General features: G+C 63.6%; 20 protein-coding genes. 8 read left to right on the top strand and 12 right to left on the bottom strand.

The genetic code is table 11. From position 1 onward, the window contains the following. Window positions 1–4: 4 nt before the first annotated feature. Genes CK486_RS02965 through greB form a run of 3 tightly spaced genes read left to right on the top strand, consistent with a single transcriptional unit; the run spans window position 5 to window position 3706 of the window. Window positions 5–688 (top strand): ABC transporter ATP-binding protein, encoded by a 684-nt coding sequence (locus CK486_RS02965; RefSeq protein WP_095938779.1) that lies wholly within the window; start codon window positions 5–7, stop codon window positions 686–688. Then, on the top strand, window positions 688–3180 hold the full coding sequence (locus CK486_RS02960; protein WP_095938778.1) for an ABC transporter permease: 2493 nt from the start codon (window positions 688–690) through the stop codon (window positions 3178–3180). Before CK486_RS02965 ends, CK486_RS02960 begins: the two co-directional genes overlap by 1 nt. Window positions 3181–3208: 28 nt before the next feature. Beyond that, entirely contained in the window at window positions 3209–3706 is a 498-nt protein-coding gene (gene greB, locus CK486_RS02955) for a transcription elongation factor GreB (protein WP_095938777.1), read from the top strand. Window positions 3707–3723: 17 nt separating this feature from the next. On the opposite strand, the gene CK486_RS02950 is transcribed toward greB, so the two are convergent. Next, the gene (locus CK486_RS02950; RefSeq protein ID WP_095938776.1) at window positions 3724–4035 is read right to left on the bottom strand and encodes a hypothetical protein; all 312 of its coding nucleotides are present in this window, start codon (window positions 4033–4035) and stop codon (window positions 3724–3726) included. A 555-nt stretch (window positions 4036–4590) separates the two neighbouring features. Here CK486_RS02950 and CK486_RS02945 point away from each other — a divergent pair. Together CK486_RS02945 and CK486_RS02940 are read left to right on the top strand one after the other, a co-directional pair. Beyond that, window positions 4591–5526: a triacylglycerol lipase gene (locus tag CK486_RS02945; RefSeq protein ID WP_095938775.1), complete on the top strand. Its 936-nt coding sequence runs from the start codon at window positions 4591–4593 to the stop codon at window positions 5524–5526. 68 nt (window positions 5527–5594) lie between these two features. Continuing rightward, the gene (locus CK486_RS02940; RefSeq protein WP_095938774.1) at window positions 5595–6635 is read left to right on the top strand and encodes a lipase secretion chaperone; all 1041 of its coding nucleotides are present in this window, start codon (window positions 5595–5597) and stop codon (window positions 6633–6635) included. Window positions 6636–6675: 40 nt separating this feature from the next. Here the strand turns inward: CK486_RS02940 and CK486_RS02935 are convergent, their stop codons facing one another. Both CK486_RS02935 and CK486_RS02930 read right to left on the bottom strand, forming a co-directional pair. Continuing rightward, window positions 6676–7110, bottom strand: a complete 435-nt coding sequence (locus CK486_RS02935; RefSeq protein WP_095938773.1) for a DoxX family protein — start codon at window positions 7108–7110, stop codon at window positions 6676–6678. 101 nt (window positions 7111–7211) lie between these two features. Continuing rightward, window positions 7212–8606 carry a transglycosylase SLT domain-containing protein gene (locus CK486_RS02930; RefSeq protein WP_095938772.1) on the bottom strand — a complete coding sequence of 465 codons (1395 nt, stop codon included), beginning with the start codon at window positions 8604–8606 and terminating at the stop codon, window positions 7212–7214. 333 nt (window positions 8607–8939) lie between these two features. On the opposite strand from CK486_RS02930, the gene CK486_RS02925 reads away from it, so the two are divergent. Both CK486_RS02925 and CK486_RS02920 read left to right on the top strand, forming a co-directional pair. After that, window positions 8940–9761: a TatD family hydrolase gene (locus tag CK486_RS02925; RefSeq protein ID WP_095938771.1), complete on the top strand. Its 822-nt coding sequence runs from the start codon at window positions 8940–8942 to the stop codon at window positions 9759–9761. A 155-nt stretch (window positions 9762–9916) separates the two neighbouring features. After that, window positions 9917–11383, top strand: coding sequence for a methyl-accepting chemotaxis protein (locus CK486_RS02920; RefSeq protein ID WP_095938770.1), 1467 nt, complete (start codon window positions 9917–9919; stop codon window positions 11381–11383). 39 nt (window positions 11384–11422) lie between these two features. Here CK486_RS02920 and CK486_RS02915 read toward each other — a convergent pair whose 3' ends face one another. The 5 genes from CK486_RS02915 to CK486_RS02895 form a co-directional block, all read right to left on the bottom strand. Beyond that, a complete protein-coding gene (locus tag CK486_RS02915; protein WP_095938769.1) occupies window positions 11423–12220 on the bottom strand; it encodes an acyl-CoA thioesterase II in 798 nt (265 codons plus the stop codon). 179 nt (window positions 12221–12399) lie between these two features. Beyond that, window positions 12400–14400, bottom strand: a complete 2001-nt coding sequence (locus CK486_RS02910; RefSeq protein ID WP_095938768.1) for a DUF3488 and transglutaminase-like domain-containing protein — start codon at window positions 14398–14400, stop codon at window positions 12400–12402. Continuing rightward, entirely contained in the window at window positions 14397–15359 is a 963-nt protein-coding gene (locus tag CK486_RS02905; protein WP_095938767.1) for a DUF58 domain-containing protein, read from the bottom strand. The genes CK486_RS02910 and CK486_RS02905 overlap by 4 nt, the downstream gene beginning before the upstream one ends. Continuing rightward, entirely contained in the window at window positions 15360–16277 is a 918-nt protein-coding gene (locus CK486_RS02900; protein WP_095938766.1) for a MoxR family ATPase, read from the bottom strand. Between the two features lie 135 nt (window positions 16278–16412). Next, the gene (locus CK486_RS02895) at window positions 16413–16688 is read right to left on the bottom strand and encodes a hypothetical protein (RefSeq protein ID WP_095938765.1); all 276 of its coding nucleotides are present in this window, start codon (window positions 16686–16688) and stop codon (window positions 16413–16415) included. 101 nt (window positions 16689–16789) lie between these two features. Between CK486_RS02895 and CK486_RS02890 the strand changes: the two genes are divergently transcribed. Continuing rightward, window positions 16790–17773 carry a patatin-like phospholipase family protein gene (locus CK486_RS02890; protein ID WP_095938764.1) on the top strand — a complete coding sequence of 328 codons (984 nt, stop codon included), beginning with the start codon at window positions 16790–16792 and terminating at the stop codon, window positions 17771–17773. An 11-nt stretch (window positions 17774–17784) separates the two neighbouring features. Here CK486_RS02890 and CK486_RS18025 read toward each other — a convergent pair whose 3' ends face one another. The 4 genes from CK486_RS18025 to kdpC all read right to left on the bottom strand — a co-directional run bounded on the left by CK486_RS18025 (window position 17785) and on the right by kdpC (window position 23184). Further along, window positions 17785–19173, bottom strand: coding sequence for a porin family protein (locus CK486_RS18025; protein ID WP_176481631.1), 1389 nt, complete (start codon window positions 19171–19173; stop codon window positions 17785–17787). A gap of 92 nt (window positions 19174–19265) precedes the next feature. Continuing rightward, window positions 19266–19958: a response regulator gene (locus tag CK486_RS02870; RefSeq protein WP_095938761.1), complete on the bottom strand. Its 693-nt coding sequence runs from the start codon at window positions 19956–19958 to the stop codon at window positions 19266–19268. After that, window positions 19955–22612 (bottom strand): sensor histidine kinase KdpD, encoded by a 2658-nt coding sequence (locus CK486_RS02865; protein ID WP_095938760.1) that lies wholly within the window; start codon window positions 22610–22612, stop codon window positions 19955–19957. Before CK486_RS02865 ends, CK486_RS02870 begins: the two co-directional genes overlap by 4 nt. Next, window positions 22609–23184 carry a potassium-transporting ATPase subunit KdpC gene (gene kdpC / locus CK486_RS02860; RefSeq protein ID WP_095938759.1) on the bottom strand — a complete coding sequence of 192 codons (576 nt, stop codon included), beginning with the start codon at window positions 23182–23184 and terminating at the stop codon, window positions 22609–22611. The genes CK486_RS02865 and kdpC overlap by 4 nt, the downstream gene beginning before the upstream one ends. Window position 23185 lies beyond the last annotated feature (1 nt).

Raw genomic sequence — 23185 nt, 5'->3', positions numbered from 1 at the left:
CTCCATGAGCAAAAGCATTCTGAGTGCGCAAGACCTTAGCAAAGTGGTCACTGTGGCGGAAGGTGAACTGACCCTACTGCACCCGCTCAGTCTTGATCTGAAGGCCGGCGACAGCCTGGCTATCGTCGGCAGTTCCGGCTCGGGCAAGTCCACCCTGCTCGGTTTGCTCGCCGGACTCGACCTGCCCAGCCAGGGTCGGATTGTGCTCGACGGACTGGAGCTGACCTCACTGGATGAAGACCAGCGGGCTGCAGTGCGTGCCGAGCGGGTGGGCTTCGTTTTCCAGTCGTTCCAATTGATCGACAGTCTGAGTGCCTGGGAGAACGTCATGTTGCCACTGGAGCTGGCAGGTCGCCGTGACGCTCGCGCACATGCCCAGCAGCTCCTGGAACGAGTCGGCCTGGCCCAGCGCCTGCGCCACCTGCCGCGCCAGCTCTCCGGCGGCGAACAACAGCGGGTTGCCCTGGCCCGTGCCTTTGCCTGCAATCCGGCGATCCTGTTTGCCGACGAGCCTACCGGCAATCTCGACAGCCAGACCGGAGAGCGCATCAGCGACCTGCTTTTTGAGCTGAACCGCGAGCAGGGCACCACCCTGGTCCTGGTCACCCACGATGAGCGCCTGGCGCACCGCTGCCATAGGCAGATTCGCCTAGAAGCCGGCCACCTGCTGGCGAGCGTGGACCCCTGATGCGTACTCCAGCCCTGCTGCGTCTGGCCCTGAGCCTGTTATGGCGTGAACGCAGCGCCGCCGAAGTGCGCACGCTGTTCTGGTCACTGCTGATTGCCGTCAGCGCCAGCTGCAGTATCGGCTTCTTCAGCGCCCGCCTGCAGGAAGCCATGGTGCTGCGCGCCAGCGAGTTCCTCGCCGCCGATCTGGTATTGAGCGGCAGCCAGCCGGCCGCTACTGCACAGATCGACAAGGGGCTTGCCCTCGGCCTCCAACATGCACAGAGTGTCGAATTTTCCAGCATGCTGGCCAGCGATCAGGGCCTGCAACTGGCCAGCGTCAAGGCCGTGGCGGCCCCCTACCCGCTGCGTGGCGAGTTGAAATCCACTGCCAGGCGCTTTGCTGAAGAACAGGCCGGCGGCTTGCCGCAACCGGGCGAGCTCTGGGCCGAAGCACGCCTCACCCAGGCCCTGGGCATAGAGCCCGGAGCACGCATCGAGGTAGGCGCGACAGAGCTGACCCTGACCCGCCTGCTCACCTATGAACCGGATCGTGCCGGCGACTTCTACAGCCTCACGCCACGCGCCCTGATCAACCTGAGCGATCTGGCTGCCACGCAGGTGGTGCAGCCGGGCAGCCGGGTGCGCTACCGGGATTACTGGCGAGGGTCTGCCGAAGCCGTGCGAGCCTACCGGCAGCAGACCAAACCAGATCTAGCCGCTCATCAGCAACTGCTCGACGCCCGCGGTGGCAACACCCAGGTGGGCGGCGCACTGAGCCGAGCCGAGCGTTACCTCAATCTGGCCAGTCTGGCCGCCCTGCTGTTGGCCGGCGTCGCGGTGGCGCTGTCGGCGAGTCGCTTTGCCACACGCCGTTATGACACCAGCGCCCTGCTGCGCTGCTTTGGCCTGCAACGCCGGCAGATCACCCAGCTGTTCTGCATTCAGTTACTGGCCCTGGGCCTGTTCGCCAGCCTGCTCGGCGCCCTGCTCGGCTGGCTTGGCCATCTCGGCCTGCTCCATCTGCTGGGCGGCTTGCTACCGGAAGAACTACCAGCCGTTGGCTGGCTTCCGGCACTGGCAGGTATTGCCAGCGGTCTGATCACCCTGGCCGGCTTTGCCCTGCCGCCACTGCTCAACCTGGGGCGCGTATCGCCTCTGCGGGTGCTGCGCCGGGACCTGCAGCCGCTGCCGGTCGCCGCCTGGTTCAGCTATGCCCTGGCTATCGCAGCCCTTGGCCTGATCATGTGGCGACTGAGCCTCGACTGGCGCCTGACCCTGGCCCTGCTCGGCGGCGGCCTGCTCGCCTGCCTGCTGCTCGGCAGCCTGCTGTGGCTGGGTCTGCGCAGCCTGCGCCGGGTATTGGAAAACGCCTCGCTAAGCTGGCGCCTGGGACTCGGCCAACTGCTGCGCCATCCGCTGGCGGCCACCGGCCAGTCCCTGGCCTTCGGCCTGATACTGCTGGCCATGGGCGTTATCGGTCTGCTGCGTGGGGAGCTACTGGATAACTGGCAGAACCAGTTGCCCGGCGATGCACCCAATCATTTCGCCATGAACATCCTGCCCGAGCAGCGGGAAGCCTTTGTCAGTGCCCTCGAACAGCAGGGCGCGCAGAGCCAGCCGCTGTTCCCGCTGGTGCCCGGCCGCCTGATTGCCATCAATCAGCAACCCGTGCAGCAACTGGTCAGTAAGGATTCCCAGGGAGAGCGGGCGATCCAGCGCGATCTGGGCCTGACCTGGGCCAGCGATTTGCCAGCTGGCAACAAACTGACCGCCGGCGCCTGGCTGGGTACCACACGCAGCGGTCTTCCCGGCGTGTCGATGGAAAGCAAACTGGCGGATAACCTGAAAATCCAGCTGGGTGACCGCCTGACCTTCAGCATCGCCGGGCAAACCCGCGAGGTGGAAGTCAGCAGCCTGCGCGTGGTCGACTGGGACAGTTTCCAGCCGAACTTCTACATGGTCTTCGCCCCCGGCGTGCTCGATGGTCTGCCGCTGACCTACCTGACCAGCTTCCACCTGCCCAAGAGTCAGGAAGGCGCCCTGCTGCCGCTATCGCGGCAGTTCCCCAGCGTCACCCTGCTGCAGGTCGATGCAATCCTCGAACAGCTGCGCAGCATCCTGGCCCAAGTCAGTCTGGCCGTGGAGTACGTACTGCTGTTCGTGCTGGCCGCCGGCCTCTGCGTGCTGTTTGCCGGCCTGCAGGCGACCCTCGACGAACGTCTCAAACAGGGCGCCATCCTGCGGGCCCTCGGCGGTTCCAGGCGTCTGCTGCAACAGGCACGCCTGCGCGAGTTTGCCCTGCTGGGCACCAGCAGCGGCATGCTGGCCATGCTCGGCTGCGAGCTGGTCAGCTACCTGCTGTATCATTTCGCCCTCGATATCGCCTGGCAGCCCCATCCCTGGCTGCTCCTGCTGCCGCTGGCCGGCGCCTTGCTGGTGAGCCTTGCCGGCAGTCTGGGAACCCGCCGGTTGATTCACGCCAGCCCGCTGTCGGTGCTGCGCGAAAGCTGAAACGAAAAGAGCTGAACGAACAGTCGCCATGAGTCGTTACCGTCCGCCGCGCAGTGCCGGCACTCCCCTGATCACCCCCGAAGGCGAGGCGCGCCTGCGTGCAGAGCTTCACGAGCTGTGGCATGTGCGCCGGCCACAGGTGACTCAGGCCGTCAGCGAAGCCGCCGCCCAGGGCGATCGTTCGGAAAATGCCGAGTACACCTACGGCAAGAAGATGCTGCGTGAAATCGACAGCCGCGTGCGCTTTCTCAGCAAGCGCCTGGAAAATCTCAAGGTGGTCAGCGAGCGCCCGGCGGACGCAGGCAAGGTCTACTTCGGCGCCTGGGTGACAGTGGAAGACGAAGACGGCAACGAGGCACGCTATCGCATCGTCGGCCCCGACGAGCTGGATCTGCGCCAGGGCCTGATCAGCATCGACTCGCCACTGGCCAGAGCACTGGTCGGCAAGCCGCTGGATGCCGAAGTCAAGGTACAGACTCCCACGGGTGAGCAGTACTACGTGATCACCGCGATCGACTATCCCTGAAGACAGCCCGCCGCCCTTCAGCGCAGGCGAATCAATCCCTGGCGAGCCACACGCAGCACCTCATGCAGCAGCTCGTCAGTCAGTGCGCCGGAAGACTCACCAAGCACCACCAGATCGAAGGCTGCATCCGGCAGTTCACGCAGTTCGGCAGCCTGGGGCGCCGCAAACTTGAGCAGGCTCTGACGGTCAGCCGCCCAGTTCTTCGGCCAACCTTCGAGGTACCTGAGCAGGCTCGGCGAGTGCTGGCCAATCAGCAGAACATGGGGGTGGCGAACGACACTACCGGACGGCAGCGGTGAGAATTGCAGTAGGGGACGTGGACAGCTCATGGCATCAATCTCGGCCTCGGAGTTACCGCCGGGCAGCGGTGAGAGGCGACACCGGGGCCAGCGCTTTAGCGGTATGTGCCCAACCGGGCGGCGCCCCGCAATTTGCTCTTAAATCGGCGCCAGGCGGCCATCCTAAAAATGCCCCCGGAGCCTGTCAAGGCTGGCGGGGCCTGCATGCTCACTTCCACGTACTCGCCCACGCCCATCGTGCCGTTCCTGTGCCACCAGCGGGCCCAACCTTTGATGGGCGAACTGGCACAATCGCCTCAGATAACGACGCAAATGCCATGAGCAATGGCGCATGGCTGAACACGCCGATCCCGCGCACTGACACCACAGGCAACTCTAACCGTGGCGACCTGTAACGCGGGAGCCAATCAGAAAAGGTGAACATTCGTTCGCTGTATTTACATACAGCCCGGAATAGAGCCTTCGCTCTAATTTCACGCGCCTGTGGCATGGTTCCTGCCATGCCCTGTCAGCTGATGTGCACGTTCAGGAGGGGCGTGACAGCCTGCAAGGACGGTTCTGCCTAACCATCTTTTGAGAGCATCCATGAACAAGAACAAGACTCTGCTCGCTGTTTGCATCGGCCTCGGCCTGGCGGCTACCGCCCAGGTCAGTCAGGCCTCCTACACCCAGACCAAATACCCGATCGTGCTGACCCACGGCATGCTCGGTTTCGACAGCCTGCTGGGCATCGACTACTGGTATGGCATTCCCTCAGCCCTGCGCAGTGGTGGCGCCAAGGTCTACATCAGTGAAGTGTCACAACTGAACACCTCGGAAACCCGTGGTGAAGAGTTGCTGGAGCAGGTCGAGGAAATTGCCGCCATCAGCGGTGCCGGCAAGGTCAACCTGATCGGCCACAGCCACGGTGGCCCGACCATCCGCTATGTCGCGGCCGTCCGCCCGGATCTGGTGGCTTCCGCGGTCAGCGTCGGCGCCCCGCACAAGGGCTCGGATACTGCCGACTTCCTCAAATCGATCACCGAAAGCCCTGTCGGCCCCGTCGCCACCCCGCTGCTGGTCGGCATCGTCAATGCCCTGGGCACCGTGATCAACTTCCTCTCTGGTAGCAGCAGCATGACGCCGCAGAATGCGCTGGGCAGCCTGGAGTCGCTGAACAGCAAGGGCGCTGCCGTGTTCAACGCCAAATACCCGCAAGGCCTGCCGACCACCGCCTGTGGCGAAGGCGCCTACAAGGTCAACGGCGTGCGCTACTACTCCTGGAGTGGCACCAGCCCGCTGACCAACATGCTCGATCCGAGCGATCTGCTGACCGGCGCCGCTTCGCTGACCTTCGACGAGCCCAACGATGGCCTGGTCGGACGCTGCAGCTCGCACCTGGGCAAAGTGATTCGCGACAACTACCGGATGAACCACCTCGACGAAGTGAACCAGGCCTTCGGTCTGACCAGCCTGTTCGAGACCAGCCCGGTGACGGTCTACCGCCAGGTGGCCAACCGTCTGAAGAACGACGGAGTCTGACACCCGCCAGACCTGGTGCAGGGCTCCGGCCCTGCACCTTCCCTCCAGACTGCGAGACGCCCTGCCCGATGAAGCCTACTGAACTCAGGACCTATGTACTGACGCTGACCCTGGCGCTGGCCACCATCACTGGCGTGATCTGGTGGTCGCAGCCAGCAACGGATACTCCCCTGCCTGCAGCTCCCACTGCTGCAAGCGAAAACCGCAGCGTGACGCCGGCGGCAGAGTCCGCAGAGGCTACCAGGCCACTGCCGAGCGGCATCAAGCCCCTCCCGGCGTCCTTTCAGGGCACCGAGATCGATGGACGCCTGCGGGTCGATGCCAGTGGCAACCTGATCATCGAAGGCGAGATACGCCACCTGTTCGACTACTTCCTGAGCAGCTTCGGCGAGGAACCACTCAAGGCCAGCATCGAACGCCTGCAAAGCTATATCACCGCACAACTGACGGAGCCGGCAGAAGGCCAGGCCCTGCAGCTTCTTCAGCAATACCTCGATTACAAACGCCAGCTGGTCGATCTGGAACGCGACCTGCCGCAGCTGACTCATCTGGATGGCATTCGTCAGCGCGAACAGGCCGTGAGTGCATTGCGCGCCCGCCTGTTCAGTCAGGAGGCTCACCAGGCGTTCTTCGCCGAGGAAGAGGCCTACAACCAGTTCACCCTGAACCGCCTGAGTATTCAGAACGACGCCAGCCTCAGCGCCGAACAAAAGGGCCAGGCCATGCAGGCACTGCGCGACAGCCTGCCGGAAATCCTCGAACAGGCTGTACTACCGCAGCTGCAAAGCGAGCTGCACCAGCAGACCCAGGCCCTGCGAGCGCGCAACGGAAGCCCCGAGGAGTTGCGCGCCCTGCGCCAGCAACTGGTGGGGAGCGAAGCCACCGCGCGTCTGGAAGCGCTGGACCAGCAACGCGCCGACTGGCAGCAACGCCTCAAGCGATACAGCAGTGCCAAAGCCGAAATCGAGAACAACCCCGGACTCAGCGAGACAGACCGGCAAGCGGCCCTCGACGAGCTAATTTCCAGCAACTTCAACGAACAGGAACGCCTGCGCCTCGACGCGGCCCTGGCGCTTCATCAAAGCCGGCAAGAAAACAACAGCAATTGAAACGACCGGGGCCGCACTTGCGGCCCCGGAGTCTCAGCGCTCAGCCTTGCAGGCGCGCATCCACCGACAGCCGCCCGGCTCCCTCCAGCAACAGGACCACACTGATCACCGCCAGGGTCATGGCGTATTCGAAGCCATTGCTGGCCATGAAGAAACCGTTACCCAGGTGCACCCAGAACAGCGCGATCAACATAGCCACAACCAGTGACAGAGCGGCCGGGCGTACCAAGAGCCCAATAACCAGCAACAAACCGCCGAAGAACTCCGCACTGCCAGCCAGCAATGCCATCAGCACGCCCGGCTCCAGACCGATCGAGGCCATCCATTGCCCGGTGCCCTCCAGCCCGTAGCCACCAAACCAGCCAAACAGTTTCTGCGCGCCATGGGCGGCAAAGGTCAGACCGGTGGTGATTCGCAGCAGGGTGATGGCATAGCCGGCCTGGGTATTGAACAGAACGCGACGAAGCTTGTGCATGGTGGTGTCCTCACGAATGGGTAGCAGGTGAGAGACACCTTATATGCGCATTATCGATACAAAAAGCGCAAAAAGTCCGCCATAAAAATCGAAATAATCGATTATTTACGTGCAGATCGCGGTTCCAGCACATCACGCTCCCGATCGAAGGCCAGGCGGTATTTATTGACGGCCGCCACATAGCTGACGGGCCCCATGCCGACCTGCTCCAGAGCAATCCGCTCGACCTGAAAGAACCAGCGATCGGCATCCAGCCCCCGGCGCCTGGCTTCGGCCCGCAGACTCTGCACCCGCTGCGGCCCCATGTTGTAAGCCGCCAGAATGAAGGCCAGACGCTCATTCGGATCCAGCCGCGGGCTGGCGAAAAAGCTGCGGCGGATCTTCGCCATGTAGCGCGTCGCCGCCTGCACATTGCTGTCCAGCACCGCAATATTGCCCACGCCTACACTGCGTGCCGCCGCCGGCGTAATCTGCATCAGACCGGTCGCCCCATTAGCGCCCCGCGCTGCCGGGTTGAGGCTGGACTCCTTGTAGGCAATCGCCGCCAGCGCCAGCCAGTCAAAGTCCTGCTGGGCGGCATATTTCTGTAACACCGGCCGGACCTTCTCCAGACGCTGGCGATCGGCACGGTTGAGCGGGTAATGCACCTTGTACGAGCGCCGGTAGACCCGCTGAAACACCGCATCCTGATCCGCCGGCGCGCGGTAGTCATCCAGAAAGGTGTCCAGGCTGGCGCGCAGAGTCGGGGCATCCGGACGCACATACCAGTTGAGATCGCGCTGGTTATCCAGCACCAGATGGCGGTCGATACGCAGACGCGGCAGCACCTTGCCCCAGCGCTCGGCCAACGGCAGCTCCACCGCGCTGTAGTTGTAGATGCCGGCCTGAACCATCTCCAGCACATCCTCCACCGCCAGCGACTCATCTACCCACTCGATCATCAGCGGCGCCAGCCGGCGTTCGGTCAGCTGCTGGTTGATCCGCCGCACAGCCTCCACCGCCGCGCTGCCCCGCGGCAGTGCCAGGCTGCGTCCGGCCATGTGTTCAAAACGCAGGTTGCGCCGCACGCCCTGGCGGGTGACCACCACAAGCGGCACCGCCTCGCGCAGCGCCTGACTGGAGCTGACATGAATGGCCGTCTCGCTCTGCAGCAGCTCGCTGCTGGCCACCAGATCCCCGTCGCCACGCTGCAGGGCCTTGAGCAACTCGGTTTTGGGCCGCGGCAGCAGCTTCAGTCGCACACTGCCCTGCTGCCGCTGGTTGAGGAAGCGCTCGAACGCCTTGAGCCGGTGATACTCCGCGCCCACCGCCTGACCACGCACCTCACCGGAGCTGGCGCGGCTCTCGTTGACCAGCACGCGCAGCTCGCCGCTGCGGCGGATCTGCGCCAGATCACGGGAAGCCGGACTGTTCCAGGTCTGCAGTGGATCGGCCACGCGCGCGCTGGCCGGCATGCACAGCAGCCCCAGCAACAGGCACAGCAGGACTCTCAGCAACGCGGCGCCTGACCGGACAGGCTGGGCATAGGCCGGACCGCTTCGGCCGGGGTGAGTGATGCAGTCATAGACGAATCCGTTGGTGACACATCGGTTGAGCGGCGCCTATCAGTTGAACGCCACAGCACATGAATACCGCGCGGGTTGCAGCAAACCGGCCCCGGCACACGGCGCCAAGCGCCAGCTAAGACCATCGCGGGGCGCGGAGGTTCGCACAGGCCCTGACGACTGCCAAGCCGAACCGCTGCAAACCCCGGTAAAATCGCCGCCATAAGCGGTGACTGAGCGTCTTCTGCCGTCACCTGAAACCGCCCAAAACAGCTCAAGGCCACCATGCAACTGATCGATATCGGCGTCAACCTGACCCACCCCAGCCTGGCCCGCGAAGCTCCGGCCGTCCTGCGCCGCGCCCGCGAGGCAGGCGTGGTGCAATTGCTTCTGACCGGGACCTCCCTGAGCGAAAGCGAGGCGGCCCTGCGCCTGTGCGAGGAGCTGGACAAGTCCGGTCAGCAGCTGTTCAGCACCGCCGGCGTCCACCCACACGATGCCAGGGAATGGAATGCCGACAGCGAACGCCAGCTGCGCGACCTGCTGCTCCAGCCGCGCTGCCGTGCCGTCGGCGAGTGCGGCCTGGACTTCAACCGTGGCTTCTCGCCGCGCCCGCAGCAGGAACAGGCCCTGGAAGCGCAACTGCAACTGGCCGTAGAGCTTCAATTACCGGTGTTTCTCCACGAACGTGAAGCCGATACCCGCCTGTTGGCCATCCTGCGCCACTACCGCGACCAGTTGCCGGCCGCCGTGGTGCATTGTTTCACCGGCGAGCGCCAGGCACTGTTCGCCTACCTTGATCTGGATCTGCACATCGGCATCACCGGCTGGATCTGTGACGAGCGCCGTGGCACCCACCTGCACAGCCTGGTCGGCAATATCCCGGGCAATCGCCTGATGCTGGAAAGCGATGCGCCCTATCTGCTGCCCCGCACTCTGCGTCCAAAGCCGAAAAGCGGGCACAACGAGCCGGCCTACCTGCCCTATGTGCTCAGCGAAGTGGCCCGTCACCGTGGCCAGTGCGAGGCCGAACTGGCTGCGCAGACCACCGACACCGCCCGGCGCTTCTTCAACTTGCCCATATGGTCAGAAAATAACCAGGATTGATTCTCACGGCTGATCTGGCTCAAGGTTTTGTCGGACACGCCGCTACAGAATGCGACCCCTGCGCGGATGGCCTTTTGCCAGCCGGCACAACAGTGCTGCATGGTCAATAATCAACTGGCTTTGCCTCGTCATCTGCCGCCATACAAGGGCACACCATGAATGCTTGGCTGCGTAATCTCTCGCTGAAGTACAAGTTCTGGGCCGTAAACGCCGTATCGTTCGCCACAACGCTGTTGCTGGTGCTGTTTGCACTGCATCTGGAACAGCTGAATCTGGCAGCTCAGCAGCAAGCCCACGTTCAGGAGCAGGCCCGTTTGCTCGCGCAATGGCCGGAGGGCAATCCGCTTCCCAATATCAATCACCTCAAACGCCTTGACCAGAACTGGCCCAGAGAACTGCCGACCAAACTGCAACAGGGAAGTGGTTGGCAGGCGCTAAGCCATGACAGCCTGCTCGCCAGTGAACCACTGATCGGTGCCCAGTTATTCGAGCGAGGCAATGAACGCTATGCCTTGCTGGCCTACACGCCCTCACTGCTGAACTTGCTTGGCCAACACTTTCTTGCCTATGCACTCTGCGTTTTCGTTCTGATGCTGATGCTATTGGCCAGCTCTCAGATGCTCATCCACTTTATCCTCAGTCACCTGCACCGCCTCAAAGACGCCATGCTGCATGTGGAAAAAACGGGTGATGTGAGCATCCGAGTCAAACTCGACTCTCGCGATGAAGTCGGCCAGATGGCCGGTGCCTTCAACGCCATGCAGACCGGTTATCAACGTGTGGGTAACACAGTGGCAGAGGCGGCGGCACGACTGGACGAACAGGCCGGTCTGCTCGCCGCTCGCATGAAGGACATGCGTAACGGCATGCACGGCCAGCAGCAGACCACCGACGAGGCGGCGCATTCGATTGGTGAAATGACCTCCAACGTGCACGAGATTGCCCAGCATGCCGCGTCCACCCGAGACCAGTCGCAACAGGCACATGAACTGGCCAGCGCAGGCCAGCAGGCCGTGCAACTGGTAGGACAGTCGATCTCCGGTCTGTCCAGCGGCGTGCAGGAAACCGCGCAGATGATCCAGCGCCTGGCCGAAGACAGCCAGAAGATCAGCAGCGTGGTCAGTGTGATCCACGGCATCGCCGAGCAGACCAACCTGCTCGCGCTCAACGCCGCCATCGAAGCCGCCCGTGCCGGTGAAATGGGCCGAGGTTTCGCCGTGGTCGCCGACGAGGTACGCAACCTCGCCCGCCGCGTGCAGGACTCCACCGACGAAATCACCCAGATGATTCAGCAGCTGCAGAGCGGTACCCGCGATGCCGTGGAATTCATGCAGGACAGCTCGCTGAAAGCCGATGACTGCGTGCGCCAGGCCGATGAAGCCGGCGCAGCGCTGAGCAGCATTGCCGACGCGGTGTCACAGATGCGCGACAGCAACACACAGATCGCCACTGCCGCCGCCCAGCAGACTCAGGTCGCCGCGGAAATGAACCGCGCCGTGCTGGATATCCGCGATGTCACGGTCAAGAGCGTGCAGATGACCCACGACTCGGCGGAAACCAGCGATGCCCTGGCACGCCTGTCCACCGAACTGACCCGGGCCGTGCAGTTGCTCAAGCTGTAATGCTCTCGTCCTGCGCACGAACAGCGCGCAGGCCGGGCTTCAGGCAAATACCGTCACCGTCTGCCGGCTGATTGCCAGCAGCTCACCCTGCGGGCTCCAGAATCCCGCGGCGATATGCCCGTAACCATCCCGGGCATGCTCGATCTCAGCGCGGTACTGGCACCAGTCCTCACCACTGAGCGGCACCAGCGGCTGCATGAACTCGATGGTCCAGGTCAGCGAACTGCCCGGCGCCGGCTGACGCAGATGCGGCAGCAGGGCTGGCGGCCAGGCATCGACCAGGCCCAGCAGATGCGCTTCGTCCAGATGCTCCTGCGGCAACTCCTCGCGTAGCCGAACCCAGCCACCCATGGTGCGCGACGGATTGTTGCTGAATGGCATGCCGCCTTCGGCCCAGCGCAGCGCCAGGTGCTGGGTGAACTCCGGCGTCACCCCTTTGATGTAGGGCATTTCCTGCGAATGCTCGGGCGGACTCATGACCGGCGCGGGCAAGGCCTCAACCGCCAGCACCGACTCGCGCGGCGCACCGAAGCTGCCCTGCACCAGGGCCACGACCTGACCATCCTGAGTAGCACGGCCGAGCATCTGGCTGACCGCCTTGCCCTCGCGCAGTACCTCGGCCTCGACCTGGGCCGGCACACCCGGCTGCAACGGGCCGACAAAGGTCACCGCCAGCGAGCGCACTGGCCGCCCGGCCGGTACCTTGCTGCGCATGGCGGCAAACACCAGTGCGGCCACCAGCCCGCCAAAGGCCGCACGCCCCTGCCCCCAGTTCTGCGGCACAAGGATATGCTCCGGCGACTGCTCGGCCTGGGCGATCAATTGGGAAAAATTCACGGACCTGCTCCCCTCTGCTGGTTGGGCATGCTGATGGGTATCTGACTGGATACGGCGTTACGGTGGCACCGAGCTGAGCCTATGGTCAATTATCCAGGCCGTGAATACCGGGAAAAATGATCGTTAGCATCACCAGCTGGCTAGCTGCAGCAGCTGAATGAGTAGCCGACTAGACTCGCTCATCGCGGTGTGTCCCCCTCGTCCAGCCGGCTCAGGCGCCAGGGCAAGGCGCGGCGCAAAGCGCGCAACTGCTGGGCCAACCGCCCCTTATCCGACTTGCCCCCGGCATAGCGCTGCGCCTCGAAACACTCGGCAAATCCTTCGATCTGCCGCGCCTGCTGCGGCAGAGCCTGCGCGGCACGCCGGGCATAGTCACGGGCGCCTTCACCGGGCTGACGCGCCACGCCGTGCCGGGCCAGCAGCCGTTCGAAGCGCCGGTAGACGCGCTGCTGAGCATCCAGACGCTGCTGCCAGGGCTTGAGCAGCAACAGCGCCATCAGCAGGCCGAGCAACACACCGCCACCGCCCAGCACGATCACCAAGCGCTGGATATCCCAGTCACCGAACCAGCGCTGCAGCAGCCCCAGCTGCTGCTCGCTCTGATAACCCAGCACCCAGCGCTGCCAGCCATAGTTGAGATTGTCCCAGGCCAGGCGCAGCTGATTGATGAGGGCCACATCGCGGTAGCGCAAGGGAGACAGCGGGGAATCCTCAAGGAAACTACCCTCCTCGGCCAATGCAGACTCCAGTCCCTCCTCGATACGTTCAGGGGCGACGGCAAAGGTCGGGTCAACGCGCTGCCAACCGCGCTCCGGCAGCCAGTACTCGACCCAGGCATGGGCATCGAACTGGTGTACCTGTACATAGCCACCCTGGCGGTTGAACTCACCGCCCTGGTAACCCGCCACCACCCGCGCCGGAATCCCCGCCGCACGCAGGACGAAGGTGGCCGCCCCAGCATAGTGAGCGCAGAAGCCGCGGCGACTGTCGAAGAGGAAGGCATCGACGGTATCGCCGGACAGCGTCGGCGGCTTGAGGGTGTAGAAATACTCGCCTTGGTTGAAGCGCGTCAGCAGCGCCGCCACCAGTTGTTCCGGTCGTGCATAGCGGGCCTTGAGCTCGGCCGCCAGTTCGCGGGCACGCGGGTTGCCGGCCGGAAGCTGCAGTGCACGGCGCTGCTGCGAGGGCCACAGTTCGCCATCACGCACCACCTGCGGCCAGGACTTGACGCGATACAGCAAGGGCTGCTCCACCGGACTGGCACTGATCAGACGGTAGTCACTGAGCTGGCGCGCACCGGGCAGATCGGTGCGCGCTGTGTCGAGCGCAAACAGCCAGCGCTGCTGGCTGGGCTGCATGAGAATGCTGTAACTCAGACTCTGGCCTAGCGGCTGCCAGCTGTCGGTTGCCAGCACTGGCAGCTCAGGCGTTTGCGACCAGCGCCGGCCATCGAAATGCTCCAGAGTCAGAGCACGCCAGTACAGTTCACTGCGGGGCGGCGTCGCCCCCTCGAAACTGGCGCGAAACACCGGCTCCGGCGAGCGGCCCAGGTTGGCAATATCACCCGGACTCATGCTCTCGGCCAGCCCCATGCGCGCCTGATTGCCCGGCTGCGGCAGTGACCACAAGGCCCCCAGCCGCGGGAAGAAGACAAACAGCAGCAACATCAGCGGCAAGGACTGCAGCAACAGCTTGCCGGCATAACGCAGGGTCGGCCAGGGCTGCATGGCCAGACGGCTCTGCTGCAAACCGACCATGGCCGCCAGCAATGCCGTCACCGGCAGCACGCTGTAAAGCGCGCTGAGCATCTCGCTGTTCATCAGGTAGGCGGTGACCACCGCAAAGAAGCCCAGGTAGATCAGCACCAGAGCGTCGCGCTGGGTGCGCATCTCCACCAGCTTGAGCACGAAGGTGGCCATCAGCAGTGCCGTGCCGGCCTCCAGGCCGATCAGGCTGCCCCGCGACCAGAACACCCCCGCCGCGGTCGCCAGCAACAGCGCCGCCTTAGCCAGGCCGTTGGGGTAGCGGGCGCGCATGCGGAAAATCTGCAACCGCCAGGCCGCGCAGAAAGTCCAGAGCCCGGTGAACCAGATGGGAAGATGGGCCAGATGCGGCAGGATCACCAGCGCCTGAGCCACCAGCAGCCAGATCAAACTGATGCGCGGGATCGCCGGCGTCATGCCGAAGCACTCCCGAACAGCGCCAGCGCCTTCAGGCACGCCTCGCGATGGGCCGTACCGGTTGCCGGCTCCAGGCGCAAACCCGGCAGATTCAGACCAAAGGCCTGCTGGCGCTGATCCAGCGTCAGCACCCAGTGGCAGAGCAGGCTCAGGCGCGCCTCCACATCGCCGCCTAGGCTGCTGAAGTCCAGCCACAGGTCACGCCCGGCAAGTTGGGCGAAATCCTTGACCAGCAGGCCCTGGCCGCGCGAGTAAGCCTTCCAGTCCAGGCGCCGGCGCGAGTCACCCGGCTGAAAAGTGCGCAACCCCTGAAAATCATCGGCGCCCCGACCGACGATGCGCTGGCCTTCATCCTCGTCTTCCAGCCCCGCCTGCGCCGCCAGTGGCAGGTCACCCGGCAGCGGCTGGGGATAGACCAGCACCGCCTGATCCAGATCGACCCAGCTCCAGGCTACCAGCAGGCCCAGCGGGAAACGGCTTTCCACCCGCATACGCTCGGCCCGCAACCAGCCCCGACGGCTCGCGGCCAGGGGAATTTCCAGCAGGGCCTGGCCATCGGCCGGCACATCGGCCACCTCCAGCGGCGCTGGTGGCCAGCCACAGGCAATCGCTTCATGGACCTTGCCGCGACTCTCCAGGCGCAACTGGAAACGCGCCTGCTCACCGACGAACACCGGTGCAACACCAACGGCCTTGATCATGAGGCCGGACAGATTGCGATAGGTATGCAGCATGGCGGTGTGAAACACCGACAGCAGCAGAAAGGTCAGGCCATAGGCCAGGCTGTTCTGATAATTGATGCCGGCCAGCAGCATCAGCAGCAGCACCACGCTGAACGCCAGACCACGCGGCGTGGGCAGGATGAAGATGCGCCGCTGATTGAGCTGCACCGCCCGCGCCGGCGGAATGCGCCGGTTCAGCCAGTGCCGCCAGCGCTGGCGGTAAGCGTCCCTGAACATCTACAGCGCCGGCACTTCGCGCAGCAGCCACTGCACCAGGGCGCTGCCGCCATGACCACTGGGATCGGCGCGCTCGCGCAGACGGTGACCGGCTACCGCCGGCAGGACCGCCTGAACATCTTCGGGAATCACGTATTCGCGGTTGGCCAGCAGCGCCCAGGCCCGCGCCGCACTCAGCAGCCCCAGTGCGGCGCGTGGCGAAAGCCCCCAGGCAAACTGCGGCTGAGTGCGGGTCGCCTCGACCAGACGCAGCACGTAATCGATCAGGGCATCACTGGCATGTACCTGCTCCACCAGTTGTTGCAGCTCGGCCAGTTCGCGGTGGCTGAGCAGCGGCTCCTGGCGACCCAGCATGGCTCGCCGGCCCTGGCCCTGAAGCAGGGCCTTTTCCGCGGCGTGGGCCGGATAGCCCAGCGACAGGCGCATGAGAAACCGGTCCAGCTGAGACTCCGGCAAGGCAAATGTGCCGCTCTGGGTCACCGGATTCTGCGTGGCAATGACGAAAAAAGGCTCGGGTAACGGCCGGGTGGCGCCCTCGATGGTCACCTGCCCCTCCTCCATGGCCTCCAGCAGCGCACTCTGACTTTTCGGCGTGGCGCGGTTGATCTCGTCGGCCAGCACCAGCTCGGCAAAGATCGGCCCCGGATGAAAGGTGAACTGCCCGGACTCCTTGTCGAACACCGAGGTGCCGAGGATGTCGCCGGGTAGCAGATCCGACGTGAACTGAATGCGCTGGAAAGACAGGCCCAGTACCTTGGCCAGGGTGTGACTCAGGGTGGTCTTGCCCATCCCCGGCAGGTCCTCCAGCAGCAGGTGCCCGCGCGCCAGCAGACAGGCCATGGCCAACTGCACCTGGGGCGCCTTGCCCAGCACCACCTGATTGACCGCCTGCAGACAGGCATCCAGCTTGTTGCGCATCATCGACTCCCAACGCGGTGACAGCCGGCTGGCTGCAAGACTGGCCAGACTAACCGCTAGCCGGCAGGCGGCCAAGGCGCTGCAATGCGTGCTTACAACCTGGCCGGAGCAGCACGCCCACCGCTCAATCGCGGGTTAACGCCCGGCGCGCGATTCACGGATATAGAAGCGCGCCTTTTCGGCATTCTCCAGGCAGCCGTCATAGCCCTCGAACTGCTGCTGAGTCTTGGCGGCGGTGAGCAGTGACAGCGCCTTGGAGTAGCTCACCGTACCGGCAAAGCCTTCGGCCTTGGCCAGGTCCAGTTCCTTCCAGGCGCGGTCCAGCGAATGGGCGCAGGCATCGCGATTGACGGTCTTGCCCGCGCATCCGGCCATAGCCAGCAGCGTCACCACCAACAACATCTTGTACATACCAACCTCCCGTTTGAATTTTGCATCCCATTCTAGCCAGCACTTGGCCGCCTGCCGACCGGGCGGTATCGTCGCAACCTGTTTCTGCGGGGGACTGCACGGTGAGTAAACGAATTGCCTTGGTACTGGGTTCAGGCGGCGCACGCGGTTATGCCCATATCGGCGTGATCGAGGAACTGGAAGCGCGTGGCTACGAAATTGGCTGCGTGGCCGGCTGCTCCATGGGCGCGGTGATTGGCGGCATCTACGCTGCCGGCAAGCTGCCGGAGTACCGCGAATGGATTTCCAGCCTGGACTATCTGGACGTACTGCGCCTGCTCGACGTCAGCTTCCGTCTGGGCGCCATTCGTGGCGAAAAGGTGTTCGGCAAGATGCGCGAAATCGTTGGCGACATCGACATCGAAGACCTGCCGATTCCCTATACCGCCGTGGCCACCGACCTGACCAACCAGCAGGAAATCTGGTTCCAGGAAGGCTGCCTGCACCAGGCCATGCGTGCTTCGGCCGCGATCCCCAGCCTGTTCACCCCGGTGATCCAGGGCAACCGCATGCTGGTCGATGGCGGCCTGCTCAACCCCCTGCCGATCGTGCCGGTGGTGTCCAGCCACTGCGACCTGATCGTGGCGGTCAACCTCAACTCGGCGAACCAGAAGCACTACAGCCTGCCGGTGATCGAGCGTCCGCCAGCACTCAAGGGGCGCATGGATGCGATGATGGAGAGCCTCGGCAGTCGCCTCGCATTTCTCAAGCGCAGCGGCGGCGAGGAGGAAGAAGACGACAGCACGGCGACCCTGCTCAATGCGCCGGCCGCTGCGCCCAGCCAGCCGCTACGCTCGGCCAGCGGCAGCCAGGTGAGCGACAACATCGGCCCAGCCTCGTTGCTGGAGCTGATCAACCAGAGCTTCGAGACGATGCAGACCTCGCTGGCGCAATACAAGATCGCCGGCTACCCGCCAGACGTGCTGATCAACATCCCCAAGCGGGTCTGCCGCTTCTTCGAGTTCTACAAGGCCGAAGAGCTGATCCTCCTCGGCCGGCAGATCGCCCGTGACACGCTGGACAAGTACGAGCGTGACAACGGCTGACAGAGCACACCTCAGAAACGATATGTGACTGTCAGCGCCGTGCTCTCGTTGTTCTTGTCCTTGCCGGGCTGGTTGGAGTCCTTGTCCTTGTGCTCATAACTGACTGCAACCTGAAGCTGCTTGGTCAGTTTATGGCCGAGGCTGACTGCATACTTGTCCTCGTCTTCCTGCTTACCCTTAGGATCGTTGTCGTAGTCGGTATGACGTCTGCTGAAGGCGACAGTCGCAAAGCTGTCCCATGGCAACTTGCGGGCATAAGCCAGCTTCCAGCCGTGCTGATCCTTGTCCTTCTTGCGTTGATCATTGTCCTCCACCTTGGGCGAGAAACTTAGATCAAGCGTGTCGTGAGAGGTTGGCTTGAGCTTCGCCGACAACTTCAGCGTATCTACTTCGACGTCGGGTGAGTCATCGCTGTAGAGCGAGCGATTTTCGTAGTTGTAGCGCGCCCCGACTTCCAGAACTCGATTGGGTTTATGGCTGACACCCATCGACCAGATGCTGCTGGAGAGGTCGTAGTGATGGTCTTTGTAGAGCTGCAGGTAAGTGACAGAGGGATTTAGCTTCAATCGCCATTCCGGTAGCAAAAACTCAGGCCCCGTCGACACGGCCCACGTCTGACGATTGAGCTGAGTCTGATCATCCTGGCGAGCCTGACTGAAATTCCCAGACAAGAGCCAGCGATCACCCCTGCTATTGAAACCGTAGGCATAGCGCATCGCCGCAGTAGACAAGCGGCGATTGTCGTGGACACTGCGTTTGGAGGGAGCAGACCCAGTACCGGGGTCGACGTCTTCATCATCGTCCTCCGATACCAGACCACTGTCTTCCAGGTCATCCTCGTCGAGATCAACATCCTCCAGGATGTCGTCCAGCATATCGTCTTCGAATTCCAGGTCAGCGAAGTCGGCGTCGTCCTCGAAAGCATCGTCTTCCGCCTCGCCACCCTCCTCGTCGTCATCAAGAAAGACCGGATCGGCCACCGGACTGCTGGCTGACGCATTGGCAGTATCCGTGTCATGAACCAAACCCAGCTGCAGCTTTCCACCAACACTATGGGTCTTGGTTTTGCTGGCCAATTTGCGCTCAAGCTTGCGCGCCTGTTTCGCTTCGGCACTGTCTGACGACCGACTCAGCAGAGGCTGCAACGCGGCGCGCGCTGCCGCGTAGTCAAAACTGTCCATGTAAAGACGTGCCAGACGCAGACGGGCCTGATCATGGTGATCACTCAGATCAGGATTGGCGAGAACCTGACGATAGCTATCAACAGCATCCCCCAGCAATCCCCAACGCGCCTGCTGCTCAGCCTGTTTACTGACTGCCTGGTAATCGGATGCAAATCCGGAGAGAGGGCATACCAGGCTTGTCAGCACTGCAATTACTGCAACGTCCTTGCGCTTCATAAAACTCCTAAGGTCGACAGAACAGAAAATCCGCACAGTCTATTCAGGGCGTAACGAGGCGTCTAGAAATGGGGGTAAATACGAATGGGTGTTCACAATCCATCGCGTAATCGATATCCCACACCGGGCTCAGTGGCGATAAATCTGGGCGCTGCCGGGTCATCAGCCAGTTTCTGCCGCAGATGGCCGATGACGATTCTCAGGTAGTGGCTGTCATCCGCATGACTGGGGCCCCAGACATCCTTGAGTAACTGTTGCTGCGTGACCACCCGCCCCAGATGCCGGGCCAGCAGCGCCAACACGGCATATTCCTTGCGAGTCAGGGGGACTTCCTGCTCTGCCAACAGCACCCTCCGATAGGCGAAGTCCACCAGCAAATCGCCCGTCCGGACCTGCACAGCCGGCTGCTGATCTGTCTGGCTCTGTCGCAGCAATACCCGGACACGGGCAAGGAACTCCTGAATGCCAAAAGGCTTGATCACATAATCATTGGCGCCGGCATCCAGCGCTTGCACCTTCTCACCCTCACCAGCACGTACCGACAACACCAGCACCGGAACCTGGCTCCACTCACGCAGCTCCCGCAACACCTGCTGGCCATCCAGATCCGGTAACCCGAGATCCAATACCACCAGATCAGGCCGCCCCAGTGCCGCTTGTTCCAGTCCCTCACGACCACTACCTGCTTCCAGCACACGGTAGCCCTGCGCGCACAGGCTGATGCGCAGAAACTTGCGAATTTGCGCTTCGTCGTCAATCACCAGAACGCTGGGAGCGGCACTCACTGGTCATCCTCATTGGCCAAAGGGGGCTGCGCGGTCAGGGGCAGGTGCAGCACCAGCGTAGTGCCCTGTCCCTCCAGCCCATCACTCACCGTCACCCGCCCACCGTGTGCGCCCAGCATGCCCCGACAGATGGCCAGTCCGAGGCCGGTTCCCTGCCCGCCCCTGTCGCCACGAGCCGCGGTGTAGAACATGTCGAAGATCTTCTCGCGCTCATTGGACGGAATCCCCGGTCCCTGATCACTGACAGCGATACGTAGCTCGTCGCGCTCTGCCGACACGCTTACCCGAATGCGCCCTGCAGCCGGTGAGAAGCGTGCCGCATTGTCCAACACGTTGACCAATGCTTGCTCAATCAACGCCGCATGGACGTAGAGCAAAGGTAACTCACGCGGCAAAACGGTCTCGACCTGCAGCGGTGCCAGCACAGCGCGCAACCGCTGCAAGGCACTGGAGACGATATCAGCCGGTGCCACCCAGTCACGAGCGAGCTTCAGACCGCCGTGCCCCAGGCGGGTCATGTCCAAAAGATTCTGGATATAGCGGTCCAACCGCTCGGCCTCGTCACGAGTGACTTCCAGCAACTCCTGGCGGTCAGTCAGAGGAATCTGCTCGCCCAGGGCCAACAGGCTGTCGATTGAGCCGCGCATGGCGGTCAGCGGAGTACGCAGATCATGGGATACCGAGGCCAGCAGCGCGCTGCGTAACTCCTCGGTCTGGCCATGCAGGCGCGCAGCCTCAAGCTCCTCGGCCAGCTGTGCGCGTTCAAGCGCCTGGGCCAGCGGCTGACCGAGGGCCGCAATCAGCCTGCGCCGTTCGCCCGGCAGCGGCTGACCATCACGCGGCTGGATGCCAAGTAGCAGTAGAGGCCCTTCCTCTCCGGCCAGCGGTAACCACCACCAACGTCCATTCGGCAGCGTATCGGTACCCAGCCCAGCGGGTTGCTCATGCTGCCAGGCCCAGTCGGCGGCAGCACGTTCCTGATCGGCGAGCAGGCGCTGGACGCCAGCTTCGACCTTCCATACGCCATCACTATCGCGCGACAGCAGCGCCACCTCCAGCTCACTCCAGGCGCAGAACTGTTGTTCCGCGGCGGCCAGCACCGCGCGGCGATCGGTGGCTGCCGTGAGCTTGCGCGACAGATCCAGCAAGGCGGTAGTCTCGGTCTGAGCCTGGCGCAGCGCCTCCAGTTGACGACGCTGTCGGCTGGCAAGATTGCCAGTCAGCCCGGCCATCAGCAGGAAAAACAGCAGGGTCAGCACGTCCTCCTGCCGTTCGATGGTCAGCGACCAGGTCGGCGGAATGAACAGGAAGTTGTAAGCGAGGAACGACAGCCCGGAGCAGACCAGCGCAGGCCCCAGGCTACTGCGCACCGCCACCAGCAGCACAGCGGCGAGGAACACCATGGAGATATTCGGCAGTTCCAGCACGCGCGACAGGCCCAGCGCCAGCAGAGCCGCAACGGCGGTAGCCGCCAGAGCCAGCCCGTAATTGCCCCAGCTCGCCGGCTGCTGCGCCAGGCGCCGTGTGGGCGAAGGCTCAGCCTCGGTATCCAGCACACTGATTTCAAGCCCCTGCCCTGCGGCCAGAAGCCGCTCACCGAGGCCGCGACCAAACCAGCGACGACGCAGCCGCTCCCGGCTGCGTCCAACCAGAATCAGACTGGCGCGCCGCTCATGAGCATGTTCCAGCAACGTCTGCGCCACCGAGTCACCGCGCAGAGTAACCACCTCACCACCCAGACGTTCTGCCAGTTGCTGGGCGGACTGCAGACGGGCCCGAGCATCCTCATCCTGAGGGCTGCGGGTATCCACGTGCACCACCGACCATGGCAGATGGCGGCGCTCGGCCACCCGACTGGCATGGCGCACCAGGCGCTCAGCATGCACATCTCCGTCAATGCCCAGCAGCAGCCGGCCCAGCACAGTAGGCGCAGTCTGACCCTGCAGGCGGTAGCGGCGATTAAGGTCAGCATCCACCCGTGCGGCAGCCGTCTGCATAGCCAACTCACGCAGGGCGGTCAGATTGGTCTGACTGAAAAAGGCATCGATGGCTGCGCGTGCCTGCTCGGGCACGTAGACCTTGCCATCACGCAGTCGCTCCAGCAGCTCGCGCGGCGGCAAGTCAACCAGCTGGATCTCGAAGGCCTCCTGCAGCACCCAGTCGGGCACCGTCTCGCGTACCTGCACGCCGGTGATGTCCTGCACCCGGTCATTGAGGCTTTCCAGGTGCTGCACGTTGACCGTGGTGTAAACGTCGATGCCGGCTTCCAGCAGCTCCTGCACATCCTGCCAGCGCTTGGCGTGCCGGCTGCCGGGCACATTGCTGTGGGCCAGTTCATCGACCAGAACCAGCGCCGGCGGGCTCTGCAGGAGCGCATCGAGATCCATCTCGACCATCGGCACGCCGCGGTACTCCAGCCGTTTAAGCGCCTGCTGCGGCAAGCCGACCAACAATGCTTCCGTCTCGGCCCGGCCATGGGTTTCCACCACCCCGGCGCGCAAATCGACACCCTGCCGCAACTGCCCGTGTGCGGCCTGCAGCATGGCGAACGTTTTACCCACGCCTGGTGCCGCCCCCAGAAAGACTTTCAGGCGACCGCGGCCTTCACGGGGCAAGTCAGCCAGCAGGGCATCGGCTCGCACAGCATCACTCATTGAACAAGCTCATGGCGTATGGAGGGAGAATTGTCCTGCAGGGCCAGATTGAGCGCCAGCACGTTCACTACTGCCGGCCCTACCAGCGGCCGCTCGGTATGCTGCTCAATCAGGCGTTCCAGTTCTGCGCTGGGCACTTGGCGCGCCTGAGCGATGCGCGATACCTGCCAAAGCGCGGCCTCGGGCGCCAGATGAGGGTCCAACCCACTGCCGGAGGTCGTGACCAGTTGCATGGGCACCGGCAGTTTCCCCTGTTCACCCAAGCTGGCAGCCGTCTTGCCGATACGCTCGGCCAGCGCCGGGTTGCTGGGAGCCAGGTTGCTGGCTCCACTGGCGACAGTGGCGAAGGCGGCAGCCGAGGGGCGCGGCTGGAACCACTGTTCACCCTCGAAGTTCTGTGCCAGCAAAGCGCTGCCGACCACCTGGCCCTTGGCATCACGCACCAGGCTGCCATTGGCTTGCGCGGGGAAGGCCAACTGGGCGATGCAGGTGACGACCAGAGGATAAGCCACGCCTGTTATCAGGGTCATGAAGGCCAGCACGCTGATGGCCGGACGAAGTTGCTTGAGCATG

The organism is Pseudomonas sp. HAR-UPW-AIA-41 (assembly GCF_002304225.1).
Lineage (GTDB): Bacteria > Pseudomonadota > Gammaproteobacteria > Pseudomonadales > Pseudomonadaceae > Aquipseudomonas.
Note: the sequence above shows the minus strand (reverse complement) of the source record. Positions and strands in the feature narration are given on the sequence as shown.